A 17,316-nucleotide genomic window follows, 5' to 3' on the forward strand; every position below is an offset into this window, starting at 1 on the left:
AACCAATATTTGGAATTACACTGTAATTGAATGGTCTGAAAGTCAAGCAGACATCTACTATGAAATGCTTATTGATTCTTGCGAAGAGGCTGCTAAAAAGCCCGATTTAGGGAAAGACTACTCCAATATAACAGAGTTTTTGTTGGGAATAAAGTCGGGGCGACATATTATTTTCTATCAAAAGAAAGCAGAAGGTCAAATTGAAATTATAAGAATACTCCACGAGCAAATGGACCTAAAGAATAGATTAAAAGGAAAATAATAACCCCACATAATATATTAGAGTATATGAGCGGTCGGCACTGCTTGTCCCGAGAATCGGGAACCCAGCTCGGTTGAGCTACAATCTTCTTTTATGGACTTGTTGTCGGTTTTTGATGTTTTTGGCAAGGCCACCCATGGTACTGGTTTCTTTTGTGCCCGGTTCCGGTAGTCTTTAGCTACGAAAGTGACGTGTGTTGAGTCAACGTTCAATATCCTCTGGTTGCTGATGGCAATGCGATGGGTGTATTGCCCCAGATACCTGATAAAATGCTCGGCAACTGTCAGATAGCTGGGTTTTTATTCCCCGCGTCAATTTTTGTAACGGCCGGCATTAACAACACCCGCAAACTCTCTACTTATGTGCATGGGATCCTCTTCTTTGGTGATAAGTCAGCGCAAATTTCTTACTTTTACAAGACTTGTCAGGCTGAATGTTTATTTCCAAAGTCTATAAATAAAATGCTGGAAGTCAGTCAAGTAGTTTTAGTCCTTCGCGGGCTGAGGCGTCATTGGGTGACCAAAGTAAAACTTTATTAAAAAGTACTCGTGCTTCCCGGTTTTTCCCTAGTTGCAGACTGGTCCAGGCCATCATAATCAGGCCATCGTAATGGAAGGGATATAAATCCACCACCTTTTGAAAATGGCGTGCTGCCTGCGTCCAGTTTTTTCTTTCGTAATGAATGGATCCTAGCCTATAGAGGGCGACCGTATTACCTGGGCTGTTTTCAAGTATCTGGGAGTAGATTTTTATAATTTCGTCCCACTCACCATTGGCAGCCATTGGCAGGACAATGCCAAAGCGGGCTTCTTCACTGTAAGGCATCAATGCCAATGCGCGCTTGTAATGGGTTTTTGAATCTTCAAAGCAACCTTCGTTAAAATATAGCCATCCCAATCGCAGGTTAAACTCATAGGAATCGCGCTGGTAGATGTTCTGAAGCACTGCAGCAGACTGCTCAAAGTCACCTGCTTTTTCAAGCGAGTAACTTTGTTCAAAGGCTTTTAACACCTGATCGCTGTATTGTGCCTCTGTCGAAACAAGCACAACAAACAAAATGGCAATTGCTAATAAATGCTTCATAAGTTGTATCTTAAACTGATTAAAAAGCTCTTTTCGCTGAACAAATATTTCGCCATCTGATAATCAACGGTGTTGGCATAAATGAAGGTTAGTCCTTCTTTATCTGTTATGCGGTAACGACCTGTGATGTCAAACCGGTTATTAAATAGTGGTATCCAGGCAGTAATGCCGGCTATGCCTTTAATGGTTTCGGACATGTTGTAAACGATATAGCCATCGGAGGCACTAAAATTTCTTATGTTCCCTGTCACCCACTCACCTGTTAGCCAAAGAGGTCCGGTTTTAATACTTAGTTTTTGACTAAAAACATGATGGTTTTTGTCTGTACCATTGTCGTGATACCTTGACAGGTCCGAAGTCAAATACAAATTGGTATTTCCCAAGGGGTAAACAATCACCTGTCCATCAATTTGCCATTGTTTGGTGCCACTTATTTCTCCTGCCGATAAGGAAAGTTTTGGACGTAACCACCTTAATTCTTTGGCAATTCCTGCGTTTAAAACATAATCATTGATGGCATAAATGTTCCTGTTTAACCGGGGAACCCCTTCTGAAGAGTAGGAGAACCAATGACTTACTGCTTCTCCCCACAATAGAGAAGCAGAAGATGTAACCATCCACCCATGATCGAACAAATAACGTCCCTGCAGATAATATTGGTATTGTGTGGTTGTGCTCTCATGTTGGATATTTATCCTTGTAAGTGGTGACTGAAAAAGTTGCATTCTTGAAATCCCGAGGTGACTGACCCCGTGAAATGCATACACCCTGCCGGAAACCCGGTGATCAATGCCAAATGCCTTATAAACCTGGCGGTCGGCCACATTTCGGTAACCCAGATAATTGTATGCCCCAGCTATATTTTCGTCCAGTAAAGCCTCTATTTCACTGTTGTCTGAAATCTGCACTTCGGCCAGTATTGAATTAACTCCAGTCTGTTTCCTGATGTCCATGCTTGAGAGGTAATCATCGGAAAAACGCATTGCAAGTCTATTTGCCTCGTCCTTGCGGCCGGACATCACCAATGAATAATAATACCAATAATTGACAAACTCATCGGAACTGTTTTTCTTGTAGGCTTTTGACAAATGATGGGCCGCCAATCGATATTTCTTCAACTCATAAGCAGCTATTCCTGCCCTTACCCGGAGATAGAAAAAGTCAATTCCTTGGTGGAGGGAGCGCCTGGTTTCGCGCATCAGTGGTTTCCACTCTTGGGAAAGATAGAGCTGATAGGTTAATGAGTCGGTTTTCTGGCGGACTGGTTGACTGTAGCCCAAACCTTGTATCACTGACCACCAAATAACTGTAACTACGATTCGATACATATGGCTTTAAATTGTTGGTTTTCAATTTTAACACTAAATGAGGTTATGAAGTGTTCGGACAGTTCAGCTTCAAAATGCATTTTTCTGCTTCTGCTCAAATTAATAACCGAGCTAATAATCCCCGATGATGCCGAAATGTCATCATTAAACTGTTTATAAGAAAGCTGAAAATCAGCTTTCAAATAGAACCAAAAGGGGGCAATGAAATCGTGTAAAAACATCGGGAAATGAGCGTAAACCTTGTTTGGAGGCAATTGATCCTCTATTGTTAATCCTTTGTAGTAACCTGTGAGCACTTTATAAAAAGCCAGGTAGAAATAATAAAGTAAACTTTTACGGGTGCCCAGGTAATTAATAAAATAATGAATATTGCCATTGTTATAAAACCAGGCTGTTGCTCCACTGCGGGCGCATTCAATGTATGAGTTGTTGTACTCATCGGTTTTTACTTCCCACTCATGGCGGCCGGCGAGCCAGTCATCATCAGCTTTTTCAACTTCGAAAACAAATTTACGCCCTGGTACAAAATGAAAAGCTTGCTCTAGCATGGCATGGTTTTGAATCGCTGTTACCTTTTCATCAATTGCAGGAATGGCATGTGTTTTCAGCGTCAGACGACCATCCTCTTCCACCAGATAATTAGACAAAGGATAGTTCATTGTTTTACTGCCGATATGCGGGGTTTCCTGAATTTGAAAATGCAGGTGCGGAAAAGGAGAGCGCCCTGAATTACCACACCATCCAATTATCTCACCTTTGTTTAAATGATCGCCTTTTTTGACTTTTATAGAGCCTGGTTTTAAATGGCTTACCTGTGAAAAAAGGTGGTCATTATGTTTTAGGACTATACTGTTTCCCCAGTTTTTATTTATGTTGCTATCTCCTATGAGATTATCTGAGATGCCGTCTGTCACGTCAGCCACAATTCCATCAGCAGGTGCCACGACAGGCTTTTCATAGCAATAATAGTCTTGCACATTGTTACCTTCCCTGAACTGTTTTTTATTATTGCCAAGAATAATTAGATCCAGTGCCTGTGCCCACTCCCCTTTATGTGTCAATTCCCCGTCATAAGCCTGGCTAACGGTCCACTCGCCAATAACCGGTAGTCCTATTGGTTGGTAATCAATAGAGTGAAATCTGTTGACATTGGTGCGTAACTGATAAAGGTTTTTTTCTGGGCTAAATAGTTGCACAGGTGTCTCAATGAGCCTGTGACCTGGCTTAATCCTTATTTTTAGGACATACAAGAACGTTATTACCACTACATTGAAAGGCAGTGCGTACAATCCCAACTGAAGAAACGCAAACAGTTTCTGGAGGCTCAATGTCACCATTATTACCATTGGCAGTAACCATATCAACCAAAGGTATGACCATCGCGACGGGATGATGAAGAAACCGCCTATCGCAATACTTGTCAGTATGTAATTAAAGCCTATGTAGCTGTATCCCAATACGGATATGTCGGCACCGGTTATGTGATAAAAACCCCATGCCAGCATGAAACCATATATTGACAAAGTAAACGCAATGCGCGAATACAACAGGATCCCAATGGCAATTAAAAGACCTGCCAATAAATTATACTGAAAGAAGATGGCTCCTAACGAAAACAGATATGTTCTGATCCATTCATGACTGATCCATTCATCAAACCAGGAAACACCATCAATGAGCCCTTTGCCCCCTATTGCAAATAGCTCATTGTGAATAAATATTCCTCGTGTGCTCAACCCCAGTTCGCTGAACTCCGCAGATGCCATCATCACCAGCCATATTCCCAATAGGAAAGGAATACTTAAATAGGGTAGGCCATATTTAAAGAAAAACCCCTGGAAGGCAATGGTGAAGAAAAATGTTAGTAAGGCAGCCACCAACAGCAACAGGAAAAATGCGGGCCCTACATTAAATGTGAGGCCAAATCCAAGCCCTACCAGCAAACTATTGTAGCCATAATAACCTTTTTTTGTGAACCAGGTGTCAAATCCCATCAATTGCGCAGCCAAATTGCTGACGATAGCAGCAATTGCCCCAGACAACCCTGCGTTCACGTCAATAAAACTGACAAACAATAAAATCCACCCAAGCTTTCTGTCATCTGAAAAGAAAACTTGTGCATAGCTGTTAAGAAAGCCATCGGTCAGGATTCGCCATGATTGCTTCAATGATTCCATACTATTTCATCAGTATATAATTTGTTATAGTGATTGGCGAAATGGAACTTGAGAGCTGCTCTCGCACGCACGTTTCATTCGTGTTTGTTATTGTCGATTCATACACATTTCAAATAATCAGGGACGCTTTCCTGGGCCTTGAAAGTTTCAAGGCTTTCATTTTCCCTTATTACATATACTTCACCATCACTTCCCAGTAAAACAATTTTTGGCCTGTAAGTAATAAACTGAAGCCATTGTGTCATGTTGTATGCCCCTATACGCTCTATTACTACCGGATCGCCCGGCTGCAACAAGGGGAAACGTACTGCCTGGCGTATGATATCAATATTCATGCACAACGGGCCACATATCTGGGTGTCCTCCGAGTCGTCATTGACAGGTACTCCGGGTATTATGGTGTGCTCGTACCAGAATGAAGTAAATAAGTGATTTACACCGATGTTTATTATCATTCCCCTCTGTCCGCTGGCCATTCGTTTGTTGGCAACCACAGAGCCTAAAAGGTAACCGGCATCATCGATGAGCGCCCTTCCGGTTTCCAAGATCAGCAGTGGCATATCCTCCGGTTTAATCTCTGAATTAAGCAGAGCTCCGGTTATAGCTTCCGCGTAATCATCGAATGTTGGACATGTGTCCGTACCTGGCAGGTAAGCACCTTTTAAGGTGTTTCGGGTGGCAAAACCTCCCCCCATATCTATGTACCTGATCTTATGACTGTATTTTCGTTCGGTCCTGACAGCCAAATCAGCCAGTTTGGCTGCTGCTACGCTGTATGCAGAAACACTCATAATATAAGTGCCAATGTGTGTGTGCAGGCCTACCAACTCAACGTTTTCAGTGTTCATTATTCGATTAACAGCATTCCATGCCTCGCCATTTTCGTAATTAAACCCAAATCGTTCCCATTGCGGATAGATGCCTGTGTTCATATTAATTCGGATAGCCAATCTGGCTTTTTCAGGCAACTCTTTTGATAATTGAATGATTTGATACAACTCATCGAAATGGTCCACATGTATCAAAGACCCCTTTTGAATGGCAGATTTTAGCTCTTCCGCCGTTTTGTAGGGCCCGTTAAAAATTATGTTTCTGGGATCCACGTCATTGCTAAGGGCTTTCTCGTACTCAAACCACGAAACAACTTCGGCCCATGAGCCTTCCTGATGAAAAATACGGCATACGGCATCTAGGTAATTGGTTTTGTAGGACCATGCCATTTGTACTTTCTGATATCGGGTAGAAAATGCCTGTAACAATTCGCGATAAGTATCGCGGATCACAATCTCTGACAAGACATAAACCGGTGAACCATATTCGGCCAACAAATCCTTCACCAAATGCCCCTCTATTTCCGTTTTGGCTTCGAGAACAAATTTGGCCCCGAATTTATCAGGTAAACCGCTTTGGATGCGGTTAATAACGGGTCTTTCATATTTTAATTTTTCCATCTCTGGTAAATGTTTAGTTATTCTGCTCTTCCACTTTTAATACACAACAATTTTGGCTGTTTGGGATATCCTATGACCAACTGCAATATGATAAAGATAAGTGCCTGCAGGCCAGCCGTATATGCTCAATGCTATGTTTGTTTTTCCTTCCAGGGGTATTTCCTTCATAATTTTTCCCGAGAGTGAAAATATTTTAAGTATGCCAAGTTCATTCCCGGTTGGAACAATTATATGAATAAGGTCCCTGGCCGGATTTGGATAGGATTCGGGCGATTGTGCAACGGCATGCCAAATGGCCGTTTGGGTGCCGGGAATGGAATAGAGATAGGTCTTGATGGAGCCCGGCCAAAATGAATTGTCATAGGCATGCACCACCATTTTATATACCTCTTCTCCGACGGGTAATATTGATGCATACAATCCCCCATTTATTGTAGTTAGCACCCGCCCGGTCTCATCAATGACCTTTGAGATATACCGATAGTAACCATCCTCGCCAACCGTTACCCAATTGTATGCAGAGAACCATATTTCAATGTTTGAATCAGCATTAAATAAGTTTTGGGTCACAAATTGAATATCGTACAGGTAATAATCGGCCGGCAATGCTATGGGAATGGTCTTCCACAAAGTATGGTCCAAATGATAGATGCGACATTCACTCCTAGGAACATCCATGAGGTAATACTTGTAATCGCTGGCATTGATCTTGGTCGACGTCAGGGAAAAGTCATACGTTTTCTCTAAATCAAACTGGGCTTTCCCAGCCTGAAGTGAAAAAAACAACACCAAAAAAAATGCTAAAGCTCTCATTTTATTTGTTTTAATAATGTGGATTTCAATAGTAAGATGGACAAAAGGGATCATTAAAATTCATCTGAATGTTGAAGTTCCCCGTCCATTGATATCTTTTCAAACTGACCTATGTCGCCCAGCATATCCCAGGAATAACGGATAAACATTTTGCCTACCTGGTATTCTTGGGACGTCGGAACATTCTCACCCATAGCCATCTTTACCATATATTCAGGAATGTTCTGTCCGGCACCAACTGCCAGGTACACCCATGCCGGAATGCGTGGATTAATCTCAATCAGGAAGTACTCGCCCGATGAAGTTTTTATCATTTCCAGCTCCATTCCGCCTTTCCATCTGGTTTTGGCAATGATGTCACGGGTTATCTCCATCATTTGCGAATCATCAATGGTGATGCCTCCCCAGGCTTTTCCTTTATCGGTTATGTATTGTTTACGCATTGAAACGGCTGCCACAGTGCGGCCGGTGCCATCGCCCAGTGCGACCACGTTGACCTCCGTCCCTTTAATAAATTCCTGAATAATAACCGGAAGTCCCCATTTGGCAGAAATTTTATTAAAGTGAGTAATTACCTGCTCTGAGTTATAAGCCAGGTAGGCATCATAAAACTTTCCTTTAACCAATAGTGGGTAATCAAAGTCTTCTCGTAACGAAGGAATGTCAATCAAACTAACAATTTCGCGCGATTTTGGTATTCTAATGCCATACTTCTCTCCGAAGGCAGGTAAGTTGGACTTACTGCGTTCTTCTAGCTGGTTCAGCGAAGGCAGGAAGGTCCGTATGCCTTTCTGCGCAAGAAGCTTCTCTGATTTGATAAAAGTATAGAGTTCCGCATCAAAATTGGGGATTATCAAGTCAATCCTTTCCCGTTCATGGATTTCCATTATGCGGTTCAAAAACACTTTTGTTCCGGCCGAAGGATAAGGAATAAGGTAGGTGATGTCAGTAATTCCTGGCATATATATACCGGGTTCCAGGTTTTCGTAGGCCATCCCGATAATCTTTACATCCAGGTCCTGAGATTCTCTGATGCCCCTGATTACTGGTACGCCCGGCCCCGGGTTATCGGTATTGTTGAGGCCGGTAATCGCAATATTTATTGTCTGTTTACTCATTTGTCTTTTTCTTCACTGAGGTTATAATGCTTCAGCATGGCAAAGAAATCAATCATGTTTTTTTCAAGCGTTATCTCCTCTACATCATAACGCGCTCTGATTTCCTCCTTAATTTCATTCTCCTGCATGCCATTTTTCAAATGAAAAACGATCTCCCTGCCAACAGGATTGGTGGTGTATGACTCCCCGGTATTCGGATCGAACAAAAAACCATTGTCATTGATTGCAATCGTAGGTTTAATTCTCATAACTGCCTGAATTTATAGGGTATTATTGTTTTGAATTTTACACAATACAAATTAGCAATGATTCCGTTTGAAAAGTGTTACTAAATCATGTGTAAATTGTATGAAATTTTGCAAGGAGAAGTGTTGTCAATGCATTTCTGCATTGACACGACTTATTGAGGATTGTTATCAATCCTGCCCAATTTGGTCAAGCGAAGTTTTGGACCCTGCCAATCCTACCTTGTAGTCGGAGACAGAGTAGCCTGTGTATTTTTTAAATTGTCCCGACAAATAATGGACACTGCTGTAATCCATCATATAGGCAATCTCGGTTAACGAAAACTCATTTTGATCAATAAGCTCCTTAATCCGTTCAATTTTGTTGAGGATGATATACTTTTCCAACGTAATGGACTCATGGTGTGAGAAGGCTTTGGATAGCTGCTGATAACTCATTCCCAGTTTTTCAACGAGGTAATCGGATTTACGTACAATTGAGTTGACATTGTTCATGTGGTGCACCAAATCAACCACGGCTTGCTTTATTTTTTCGATCATTTGATCTTCCCGGGTTTTAATTATACCCATCCCGAGTTTTTTGAGTAAGGTGTCCATTTTTTCCAGACTCATTTCTGACCCTTTATAAAGCACAACAGCATATCCCAATTCCAACTCCTCAACTTTTATCCCATGCTGCTCCAGCAATTCCCTTACAGAAACCTTACAGCAATTGCAGATCATATTTTTTATCCGTATTATCTGGCGGATAAGTGGTTTTTTGTCAATATGATTAATATCAGACATTTGATAGAATTGGAATACTTATCAAGGCTCCTAAATATACAAATATTACTTCACAAAGACGATGCAGGAAACAGCTAAAAATGTTTAATCCCCGGGTAGATGACGCCCATTCTATATATGACGATTTCCATGTAGTGAAAGTTTTCCGATGAATTGGTCGGAATGGCCTTTAGGTATATAGTTCTTGTTGCCATTCGCTCAGGATGCAAGGTGCATACCGGATGTAGCCGCTCCTGTAAGACGGACAGTTTAAAATAATCAACCACGAAAAATAAACGATCCTAAATAACCACCTAGTCCAACCTGAGGACGACTCCATTCAGCATTCACAGGGCTAAAGCATCCCTTAGTCTGGAAGTTTTGGTTTTGTCTTTAGCATTGGAAGAACGTTTTTATAAAAATAACAGGGTGCTATTTGTAAAAATGAAAAATGTTCTTACATTTGCACCGCGTTTTCGAGCGGACGTGGCGTAATTGGTAGCCGCGCTAGACTTAGGATCTAGTGCCGAAAGGCGTGGGGGTTCGAGTCCCTTCGTCCGCACATAAAACAAATAGGAGAAACCGCCTGGCTAACGATTTTTATCGTAAGTAGGCGGTTTTTTAAGTTTAAAATGATCGCTTATGAAGATTGAGCTATAGATGTTGTTACATTGTAAATGCTTCATTATCTTTGCGCTCTCTTATTTCAAATATTATTTAATTCAACGCTGATGAACATCACAAGGGAAAACATTGACGAACTGAATGCAGTTATTAAACTGACCATCGATAAGGACGATTACGAGCAAAAAGTAGCCGATGTCCTGAAAACCTATCAGAAAAAGGCCAACATGCCCGGGTTTCGCCCTGGAAAAGTGCCTGCCGGTCTTATCAAAAAGATGTATGGCAACGCCGTGATGGTGGATGAGATAAATAAGTTGGTGTCTGAAAATCTCTCCAATTATTTGACTGAAAATGAATTAAATATTTTGGGTGAGCCGCTGCCAAGTGAAGCACAACAACCCATTGATTTTGATACCCAGGACAGTTTTGAGTTTGCCTTTGACATTGCGCTTTCCCCAACTGTGGAAGTGAAGTTGAGCAAGCGCGAGAAACTGCCTTATTACCAGATTGAAGTGTCTGACGATATGTTGGATGGCCAAATCAAGAACCTGACCGGCCGTTTTGGCACCAATGACGTGGTAGAAGCAGTCACGGAGCAGTCACTGGCCAAAGGCGACTTTGTGCAAGTGGATAAGGATGGCAACCCGGTTGAGGATGGTATTGTTGCTGAGGACGCAGTGATGTCAATGGCCATCGTTAAAAACGATGCCCAGAAGAAAAAGTTATTGGGTAAGAAAGTGGGCGAGGAAGTGGTCTTTGATGTTAAGAAAGCCTTCCCTAATGATACGGAGATTTCTTACCTGTTAAAAATCACCAAGGAACAGGCGGCTGAGGTGAAGGGTGATTTTAAATTCACCATCAAGGAGATCACTGAATTTATTGAGCCTGAGCTCAATAAAGAGTTGTTCGACAAGTTGTTTGGTCCCGGTGTCGTTTCCACAGAAGAGGAAATGAAAACCAAGGTGAAAGAAGACTTGCAGCGCAATTTCGAAATGGAATCCGAATACAAATTTGCCATGGATGCCCGCGAAAAATTGACATCCAAGCTGGATGTTCAATTGCCGGAGGAATTCCTGAAGCGCTGGTTAAAGGCCACCGATCGGGGCGAAGAAAAAATGAGTGATGAGCAGATCGATAACGATATGCCCAAGTTCATGGAAGATTTAAAATGGCAGCTGATTAAGAATGAAATCATCCGTTCCAACGAGTTGAAAGTGGAAGAGAAGGATGTGGTGGACTATGCCAAGAAATCGGCACGTATGCAGTTTATGCAATATGGTCTGACCAATCTGCCCGATGAGCACATCGAAGGCTATGCCATGGATATGTTGAAAAAAGAGGATCAGGGACGTCGTATGGCCGAAGCAGCTATTCAGGAAAAGGTGATGGCTTTCATCAAAGAGGCGGTTAAAATAGATGAGCAGAATATTAGCCGTGAGGACTTCAATAAATTATTTGACAATAATTAATTGATTCACACCCTTGCAACCAGAAGAATTTGCTAATTTTAAGGTTGCTAATTTAAAAAGTTAAATCAATGAGTGATCCAAAAGATTTTTATAAGTACGCTACCAAGCACGTGGGTATTAACAGTTTGATGATGGATAAGTACATGTCTGTCTCCAACAGTTATATTTCACCCACCATTATAGAAGAACGTCAGTTGAATGTGGCTTCTATGGATGTGTTTTCGCGATTGATGATGGATCGTATTATCTTTTTGGGACTACCTATCGATGAGTATGTGGCCAATATTATCCAGGCTCAGTTATTGTACCTGGATTCTGTGGATCCGTCCAAGGATATTTCCATCTATTTTAATACGCCGGGCGGATCGGTACATGCCGGTTTAGGTATTTATGATACCATGCAATACATTTCATCCGAAGTGGCCACCATTTGTACGGGTATGGCTGCATCCATGGGTGCGGTGTTGTTGACGGCCGGAGCCAAAGGCAAGCGGTCGGCTCTGAAGCATTCGCGAGTTATGATTCACCAGCCCATGGGCGGCGCTCAGGGACAGTCGGTGGATATTGAAATCACCACCCGCGAGATTGTGAAGTTGCGTAAGGAGCTTTACACCATTATTGCGGAGCATTCCGGTAATACTTTTAAGAAAGTTGAGAAGGACTCGGACCGGGACTACTGGATGACTGCTGCAGAAGCCAAGGCTTACGGTATGATCGATGACGTGTTGACCCGGGAGAAAAAGAAATAAGACGGATATTTACATCACTGGAGATGCAGGGTCTGTTCTTTTGAACTGATCCTGCATTCACTGTTAATTAGCAGGGAGATTTTTTATGGATAAATGTTCATTTTGCGGAAGAAGCCGAAAAGATACCAATCTTTTAATTGCGGGGGTGTCCGGGCATATTTGTGACAGTTGTATTGAACAGGCCCATGGCATTTTGGCGGAAGAGTTCAAAAAGAAAAGTTCTTTTGATATGAAGGGCGTTAAGTTGATGAAGCCTTCCGAGATCAAAACCTTTCTGGATCAATATGTCATTGGTCAGGTGGAAGCCAAAAAATACTTGTCCGTTGCTGTTTACAACCACTACAAGCGTTTGATGCAACCTTCTTCATCGGAAGATGTGGAGATTGAAAAATCGAATATTATTTTGGTGGGAGAAACAGGTACCGGCAAAACACTTTTGGCCCGTACCATTGCCCGTATGTTGCACGTACCCTTTACCATTGTTGATGCCACCGTTTTAACCGAGGCCGGTTATGTGGGTGAGGACATTGAAAGTATTCTGACGCGCTTACTGCAGGCGGCCGACTATAACGTGGAAGCAGCTCAAAAGGGAATTGTTTTTATCGATGAGATCGATAAAATTGCCCGTAAGGGTGATAATCCTTCCATTACCCGTGATGTGTCCGGCGAAGGTGTTCAACAAGGTCTGCTGAAACTATTGGAAGGGGCCGTGGTGAATGTGCCGCCTCAGGGTGGACGCAAACACCCGGAGCAAAAGATGATTCCGGTGGATACCAAAAATATTCTTTTCGTTTGCGGTGGTGCTTTTGATGGCATTGATCGCAAAATCGGTCAACGACTCAATACCCGTGTGGTGGGTTATGCCGCTTCAGAAAACAGGGATGCCATTGATCCTAAGAATCTCTTGCAATATATTGCCCCCCAGGATTTAAAGTCTTTTGGTTTAATTCCTGAGATTATTGGCCGTTTACCCATTCTGACGTATTTGAATCCGCTCGACAGGGATACCTTGAGGAAGATTCTGACGGAGCCTAAGAATTCAATCATCAAGCAATACATCAAATTGTTTGAAATGGATAAAATTGAACTGGTCTTTGATGATGAGGTGCTCGATTACGTCGTAGATAAGGCTGTTGAATTTAAATTGGGGGCAAGGGGACTGCGCTCCATTTGTGAAACCATTATGATGGACCACATGTTTGAGAGTCCCGGTAAAGACACCGGTAAGCTCGAAATTACCCTGAGAATGGCCCGGGAGAAATTGGAGAAAGCCAATATTAGTCTGTTGAAGGCAGGTTGATCCCCTTCGGCTGAATAAATAATAGAGACCACCCACTACACCAACTAACGCGACATTCCATTTGTGCTGCGTTATTGCGTGTAGTGGGTGTTTTTGTTTGGCGACATTGTCGATGAGCTGCATTTGTCTATATTTTTAATAACAAAGTGAGCGTTCCCCTTGAATATAGAGGTGGGCGTTTTTCGTTTGGTTCCTTGTCTCCATTTAGGAGGAGGAAGTTTTAATGAATCCCGGTTATTTAGAAAGAATATAATGACAATGGATTTAATTTTTTGCTACATTTAAAACTTAATTATATTGAAAAAGCTGTAAAAAGTGTGCTGGCTGGCTGAAGTGACTGACAATTGAATACATGGATCGGATTAAATAATCAAATCATCATTCAATAATAACTTAAACTCAAAATGCTTATGCTTAGCTCTATTTTTGCGATTGTTCCTGTAACATCGCTGTTGGCGCTTACTTTTGCCTTTATCTTTTTCAGGCAAATGATGAAAAGTTCCGAAGGGACTGAAAAAATGCAACGCATTGCTGAACACGTTCGTAAAGGGGCCTCTGCTTATTTGCGACAGCAATACAAGATTGTCATCATTGTCTTTATTGTCATTACCATTATCTTTTCTTTTCTGGCCTACGGTCTGGGTGTTCAAAATAAGTGGGTACCCTTTGCCTTTATAACCGGTGGTGCCTTCTCCGGACTGGCCGGTTTTTTTGGTATGAAGGCTGCGACTTATGCTTCTGCACGGGTGGCCAATGCCTGCCGCACTTCCTTAAATATGGGTCTAAAGCTGGCTTTTCGCAGTGGTGCTGTTATGGGACTGGTGGTGGTCGGATTGGTGCTTATGGACATCTCCATCTGGTTTTTGGTATTGAATCATTTCATTGAAGATATGGCAGGCGGCTATAAGCTGATGACCATTACGGCTATTATGCTGACCTTTGGTATGGGAGCTTCTACGCAGGCCCTTTTTGCCCGTGTGGGCGGGGGTATATACACCAAGGCCGCGGATGTGGGGGCCGATCTGGTAGGAAAGGTGGAAGCCGGAATTCCTGAGGACGATCCGCGTAACCCGGCGACCATTGCCGATAATGTGGGGGACAACGTGGGGGATGTGGCCGGTATGGGGGCGGATTTGTTTGAATCCTTTGCTGCTTCAATTTTAGCAACGGCTCTGCTAGGGGCAGCTGCCTTTATCCATATGGAAGACATTCAACTGAATGCTGTTCTGGCACCCATGCTCATTGCTGCGGTAGGTACCTTGCTTTCGATTGCCGGTGTTTTTATGGTGAGTACCCGTGAGGGTGCCACGCAAAAGGAGTTGCTAAAAGCCTTGGGATTGGGTGTGAATGTGAGCGCCCTTTTGATTATTATCGCTTCTTTCTTTATTCTTCAATATTTGGCTTTGCCCAATTATGTGGGGATTTGGGGGGCTATTGTGGTCGGTTTACTGGCAGGAATTGGTATTGGACAGTCTACCGAGTATTACACGGCATCGGCCTACCGGCCCACGCAAAAAATTGCCGAATCGGGCAATACGGGACCAGCTACGGTTATCATCAGTGGCGTGGGAACCGGACTGATTTCTGCTTCCATTCCTTTGATTATTATTGTCGTGGCCATTACGCTGGCTTTTGGTTTTGCCACCGGATTTAATTTTGGCATGGACAGTCTGAATGTCGGTTTATATGGGATCGGTATTGCTGCTGTGGGCATGCTTTCCACTTTGGGAATTACGCTCGCCACGGATGCTTACGGACCCATTGCGGACAATGCCGGGGGTAACGCCGAAATGAGCGGTCTGGGCGCGGAGGTGCGCCAACGGACCGATGCGCTGGATTCTTTGGGAAACACCACAGCCGCTACCGGAAAAGGTTTTGCCATTGGAAGTGCTGCGCTTACAGCGTTGGCGCTCTTGGCCTCCTACTTTGAAGAGGTCCGGATGATGTTTGTGAAAATATTGGATCGTCCACAGGAACTCATCAATAACGTACCAGCCATTGATGCGTCTTTTTATGATTTTGTTCAGCATTATGAAATACACCTGATGAACCCCAAAGTGATAGTGGGTATGTTCCTGGGAGTTATGGCCGTTTTTGTCTTTAGTGGTATTACCATGAATGCTGTGGGACGTGCCGCTCAGAAAATGGTGGACGAGGTGCGTCGTCAGTTCAGGACCATTCCCGGTATCATGGAAGGAACCGCAGAGCCTGATTATGCCCGTTGTGTGGAAATATCGACCAAAGGGGCCCAGCGCGAGATGATGACCCCTTCTTTAATCGCCTTATTGATTCCGGTTGTTGTCGGTTTGGTATTTGGTGTTCCGGGAATTGCCGGCTTGTTGACAGGTACCATCACCAGTGGTTTTGCGCTGGCCATTTTTATGGCCAATGCCGGAGGTGCCTGGGACAATGCCAAGAAGTACGTAGAGGAAGGCAACCTGGGTGGCAAGGGGTCTGAAACGCACAAAGCTACTGTCATTGGTGATACAGTGGGGGATCCGTTCAAGGATACTTCCGGTCCGAGTTTGAATATCCTCATCAAACTGATGGTGATGGCTTCTGTGGTGACCGTCGGAGTGGCCGTGTCCTATCACCTGCTATAGGGGCTTTGAAAATAAAAACCCCAAATACGGCTTTATGCTTGTCAGAAAAACACCCAATGATACCAGTCGATCCCGAAAATCGGGACTCCGCTTCGCTGCGACTCCGTCTTTTCTGACTACGCAAGCCTTGTCTTTGACACCTTTATTATCAAAGACATTTGGAGGTCTCATTGATTAGAAGAATTATCCATTATTAGCAGGAGGGTTAAGGTATAGTATTCTTACTATCTTTAACCCTTCTTTAATACATGCCCATATGATTGTACCAACTTTTAGAGATGTGAAGGCGGCCCATGAGCGCATCCGACCCTTTGTCAGGCATACAGTAGTTATAGAGAGCAGTGCCTTGAATGAATTGTTTAAGGCCCGCTTGTTTTTTAAGTGTGAGAACCTGCAAAAAGCGGGGGCTTTTAAGTTTCGGGGGGCGCTGAATGCCATTCTGTCCTTGTCCGACCAACAGCTGGTCCATGGCGTGGCCACGCATTCTTCGGGCAATCATGCGGCGGCGCTTTCCCTGGCCGCTTCTTTGAAGGGCGTTAAGGCCCATATTGTGATGCCCGATACGGCACCTGCCGTGAAGGTGGAAGCCGTCAGGACATACGGTGGTGTTATTACTTTTTGTGAACCCACTCTGGAAGCCAGAGAGCAAACGCTGGCCAAGGTGGTGGCAGAGACGGGGGCCACCTTTATTCATCCCTATAATAATTTCAATGTGGTTTGCGGTCAGGGCACGGCGACCAAGGAGTTGCTGGAGGAGGTGGGGCCGCTGGATGTGGTTATGGCGCCTGTTGGTGGCGGGGGCTTGATGAGCGGAACGGCCATTTCGGCCAAAGCACTTTGTCCGGATGCCCAAATTATTGGCGCAGAACCCAAAAATGCCGATGATGCCTGTCGCTCTTTGAAAGCCGGAAAGCTTTTTCTTTCGGATAACCCTGAGACGATGGCAGATGGCTTGCGTACTTCACTAAGTGATCTCACCTGGGAAATTATTAGAAGCCATGTGGATGATATTTTCACCGCCTCTGAAAGTTCTATTAAGGCGGCCATGGTGCTTTTGAAGAAGCATGCGGCCATTTTGGCGGAGCCCTCTTCGGCCGTCCCCCTGGCTGCCTTGCTCGAAAACCGGAGCTATTTTGAGGGTAAACGGGTGGGCATGATCATCAGTGGTGGTAATTACGATGCGGCGTTGTTGGGGGACTAAAGCAGCGGACTGACCAGTCGGGCAAAGGACTCCTTAATCTTCTGAATCTTGGGGCGCAAGGGCCATTCGTTCAGGGTGATTTCTCGACTGTCTTTGAGATCTTCAATAAAAGTGTGTTTAAGTTCCAT

15 protein-coding genes, 1 tRNA gene and 1 pseudogene are annotated in these 17,316 nt (G+C 43.6%); 7 read left to right on the forward strand and 10 right to left on the reverse strand.

Annotation, left to right across the window (positions count from 1 at the left end; genetic code table 11):
- Positions 1-262: type II toxin-antitoxin system RelE/ParE family toxin (locus JCM15548_RS04610; RefSeq protein WP_157482423.1), on the forward strand; the 262-nt coding region annotated here is incomplete at its 5' end.
- 146 nt (positions 263-408) lie between these two features.
- Here the strand turns inward: JCM15548_RS04610 and JCM15548_RS26570 are convergent.
- From JCM15548_RS26570 to JCM15548_RS04650, 9 genes and pseudogenes are all read right to left on the reverse strand, one after another.
- Positions 409-528, reverse strand: a pseudogene (locus JCM15548_RS26570) (transposase); the annotation flags it as partial.
- Positions 529-733: 205 nt separating this feature from the next.
- The gene (locus JCM15548_RS04615) at positions 734-1,345 is read right to left on the reverse strand and encodes a tetratricopeptide repeat protein (protein ID WP_062122737.1); all 612 of its coding nucleotides are present in this window, start codon (positions 1,343-1,345) and stop codon (positions 734-736) included.
- Positions 1,342-2,673, reverse strand: coding sequence for a hypothetical protein (locus JCM15548_RS04620; RefSeq protein WP_062122739.1), 1,332 nt, complete (start codon positions 2,671-2,673; stop codon positions 1,342-1,344). Before JCM15548_RS04620 ends, JCM15548_RS04615 begins: the two co-directional genes overlap by 4 nt.
- Entirely contained in the window at positions 2,658-4,850 is a 2,193-nt protein-coding gene (locus JCM15548_RS04625) for an urea transporter (RefSeq protein ID WP_062122741.1), read from the reverse strand. Before JCM15548_RS04625 ends, JCM15548_RS04620 begins: the two co-directional genes overlap by 16 nt.
- Positions 4,851-4,948: 98 nt before the next feature.
- Positions 4,949-6,301, reverse strand: a complete 1,353-nt coding sequence (locus JCM15548_RS04630) for an alanine racemase (RefSeq protein ID WP_062122743.1) — start codon at positions 6,299-6,301, stop codon at positions 4,949-4,951.
- A gap of 36 nt (positions 6,302-6,337) precedes the next feature.
- Positions 6,338-7,114 (reverse strand): T9SS type A sorting domain-containing protein, encoded by a 777-nt coding sequence (locus tag JCM15548_RS04635; RefSeq protein ID WP_062122745.1) that lies wholly within the window; start codon positions 7,112-7,114, stop codon positions 6,338-6,340.
- A 53-nt stretch (positions 7,115-7,167) separates the two neighbouring features.
- Positions 7,168-8,232 carry an ATP-grasp domain-containing protein gene (locus tag JCM15548_RS04640; RefSeq protein WP_062122747.1) on the reverse strand — a complete coding sequence of 355 codons (1,065 nt, stop codon included), beginning with the start codon at positions 8,230-8,232 and terminating at the stop codon, positions 7,168-7,170.
- Entirely contained in the window at positions 8,229-8,480 is a 252-nt protein-coding gene (locus tag JCM15548_RS04645; protein ID WP_062122749.1) for a PqqD family protein, read from the reverse strand. The genes JCM15548_RS04640 and JCM15548_RS04645 overlap by 4 nt, the downstream gene beginning before the upstream one ends.
- A 168-nt stretch (positions 8,481-8,648) precedes the next feature.
- The gene (locus tag JCM15548_RS04650) at positions 8,649-9,200 is read right to left on the reverse strand and encodes a helix-turn-helix domain-containing protein (RefSeq protein ID WP_062122751.1); all 552 of its coding nucleotides are present in this window, start codon (positions 9,198-9,200) and stop codon (positions 8,649-8,651) included.
- Positions 9,201-9,722: 522 nt separating this feature from the next.
- Between JCM15548_RS04650 and JCM15548_RS04655 the strand changes: the two genes are divergently transcribed.
- The 6 genes from JCM15548_RS04655 (at position 9,723) to JCM15548_RS04680 (ending at position 17,188) form a co-directional block, all read left to right on the forward strand.
- A tRNA-Leu gene (locus tag JCM15548_RS04655) sits at positions 9,723-9,804 on the forward strand.
- A 169-nt stretch (positions 9,805-9,973) separates the two neighbouring features.
- Positions 9,974-11,335 (forward strand): trigger factor, encoded by a 1,362-nt coding sequence (tig, locus tag JCM15548_RS04660; RefSeq protein ID WP_062122753.1) that lies wholly within the window; start codon positions 9,974-9,976, stop codon positions 11,333-11,335.
- Between the two features lie 68 nt (positions 11,336-11,403).
- Positions 11,404-12,084, forward strand: a complete 681-nt coding sequence (clpP, locus tag JCM15548_RS04665) for an ATP-dependent Clp endopeptidase proteolytic subunit ClpP (RefSeq protein ID WP_062122755.1) — start codon at positions 11,404-11,406, stop codon at positions 12,082-12,084.
- Between the two features lie 85 nt (positions 12,085-12,169).
- Positions 12,170-13,384: an ATP-dependent Clp protease ATP-binding subunit ClpX gene (gene clpX, locus JCM15548_RS04670; RefSeq protein ID WP_062122756.1), complete on the forward strand. Its 1,215-nt coding sequence runs from the start codon at positions 12,170-12,172 to the stop codon at positions 13,382-13,384.
- A gap of 410 nt (positions 13,385-13,794) precedes the next feature.
- On the forward strand, positions 13,795-15,987 hold the full coding sequence (locus JCM15548_RS04675; protein ID WP_062122757.1) for a sodium-translocating pyrophosphatase: 2,193 nt from the start codon (positions 13,795-13,797) through the stop codon (positions 15,985-15,987).
- 256 nt (positions 15,988-16,243) lie between these two features.
- A complete protein-coding gene (locus tag JCM15548_RS04680) occupies positions 16,244-17,188 on the forward strand; it encodes a pyridoxal-phosphate dependent enzyme (RefSeq protein ID WP_062122758.1) in 945 nt (314 codons plus the stop codon).
- Here JCM15548_RS04680 and JCM15548_RS25035 read toward each other — a convergent pair.
- Entirely contained in the window at positions 17,185-17,316 is a 132-nt protein-coding gene (locus JCM15548_RS25035) for a phospholipase D-like domain-containing protein (protein ID WP_262486887.1), read from the reverse strand. The genes JCM15548_RS04680 and JCM15548_RS25035 overlap by 4 nt on opposite strands.

The sequence above is a fragment of the Geofilum rubicundum JCM 15548 genome (genome assembly GCF_000974365.1).
In the GTDB taxonomy this organism is placed as follows: domain Bacteria; phylum Bacteroidota; class Bacteroidia; order Bacteroidales; family Marinilabiliaceae; genus Geofilum; species Geofilum rubicundum.

Coding starts and splice junctions, on each gene's coding strand:
- JCM15548_RS04650 (WP_062122751.1), bottom strand. CDS start 9,200: ATGATCTGCAATTGCTGTAAGGTTTCTGTAAGGGAATTGCTGGAGCAG.
- JCM15548_RS25035 (WP_262486887.1), bottom strand. CDS start 17,316: ATGGAACTTAAACACACTTTTATTGAAGATCTCAAAGACAGTCGAGAA.
- JCM15548_RS04675 (WP_062122757.1), top strand. CDS start 13,795: ATGCTTAGCTCTATTTTTGCGATTGTTCCTGTAACATCGCTGTTGGCG.
- JCM15548_RS04635 (WP_062122745.1), bottom strand. CDS start 7,114: ATGAGAGCTTTAGCATTTTTTTTGGTGTTGTTTTTTTCACTTCAGGCT.
- clpX (WP_062122756.1), top strand. CDS start 12,170: ATGGATAAATGTTCATTTTGCGGAAGAAGCCGAAAAGATACCAATCTT.
- JCM15548_RS04640 (WP_062122747.1), bottom strand. CDS start 8,232: ATGAGTAAACAGACAATAAATATTGCGATTACCGGCCTCAACAATACC.
- JCM15548_RS04620 (WP_062122739.1), bottom strand. CDS start 2,673: ATGTATCGAATCGTAGTTACAGTTATTTGGTGGTCAGTGATACAAGGT.
- tig (WP_062122753.1), top strand. CDS start 9,974: ATGAACATCACAAGGGAAAACATTGACGAACTGAATGCAGTTATTAAA.
- JCM15548_RS04630 (WP_062122743.1), bottom strand. CDS start 6,301: ATGGAAAAATTAAAATATGAAAGACCCGTTATTAACCGCATCCAAAGC.
- JCM15548_RS04645 (WP_062122749.1), bottom strand. CDS start 8,480: ATGAGAATTAAACCTACGATTGCAATCAATGACAATGGTTTTTTGTTC.
- JCM15548_RS04615 (WP_062122737.1), bottom strand. CDS start 1,345: ATGAAGCATTTATTAGCAATTGCCATTTTGTTTGTTGTGCTTGTTTCG.
- clpP (WP_062122755.1), top strand. CDS start 11,404: ATGAGTGATCCAAAAGATTTTTATAAGTACGCTACCAAGCACGTGGGT.
- JCM15548_RS04680 (WP_062122758.1), top strand. CDS start 16,244: ATGATTGTACCAACTTTTAGAGATGTGAAGGCGGCCCATGAGCGCATC.
- JCM15548_RS04625 (WP_062122741.1), bottom strand. CDS start 4,850: ATGGAATCATTGAAGCAATCATGGCGAATCCTGACCGATGGCTTTCTT.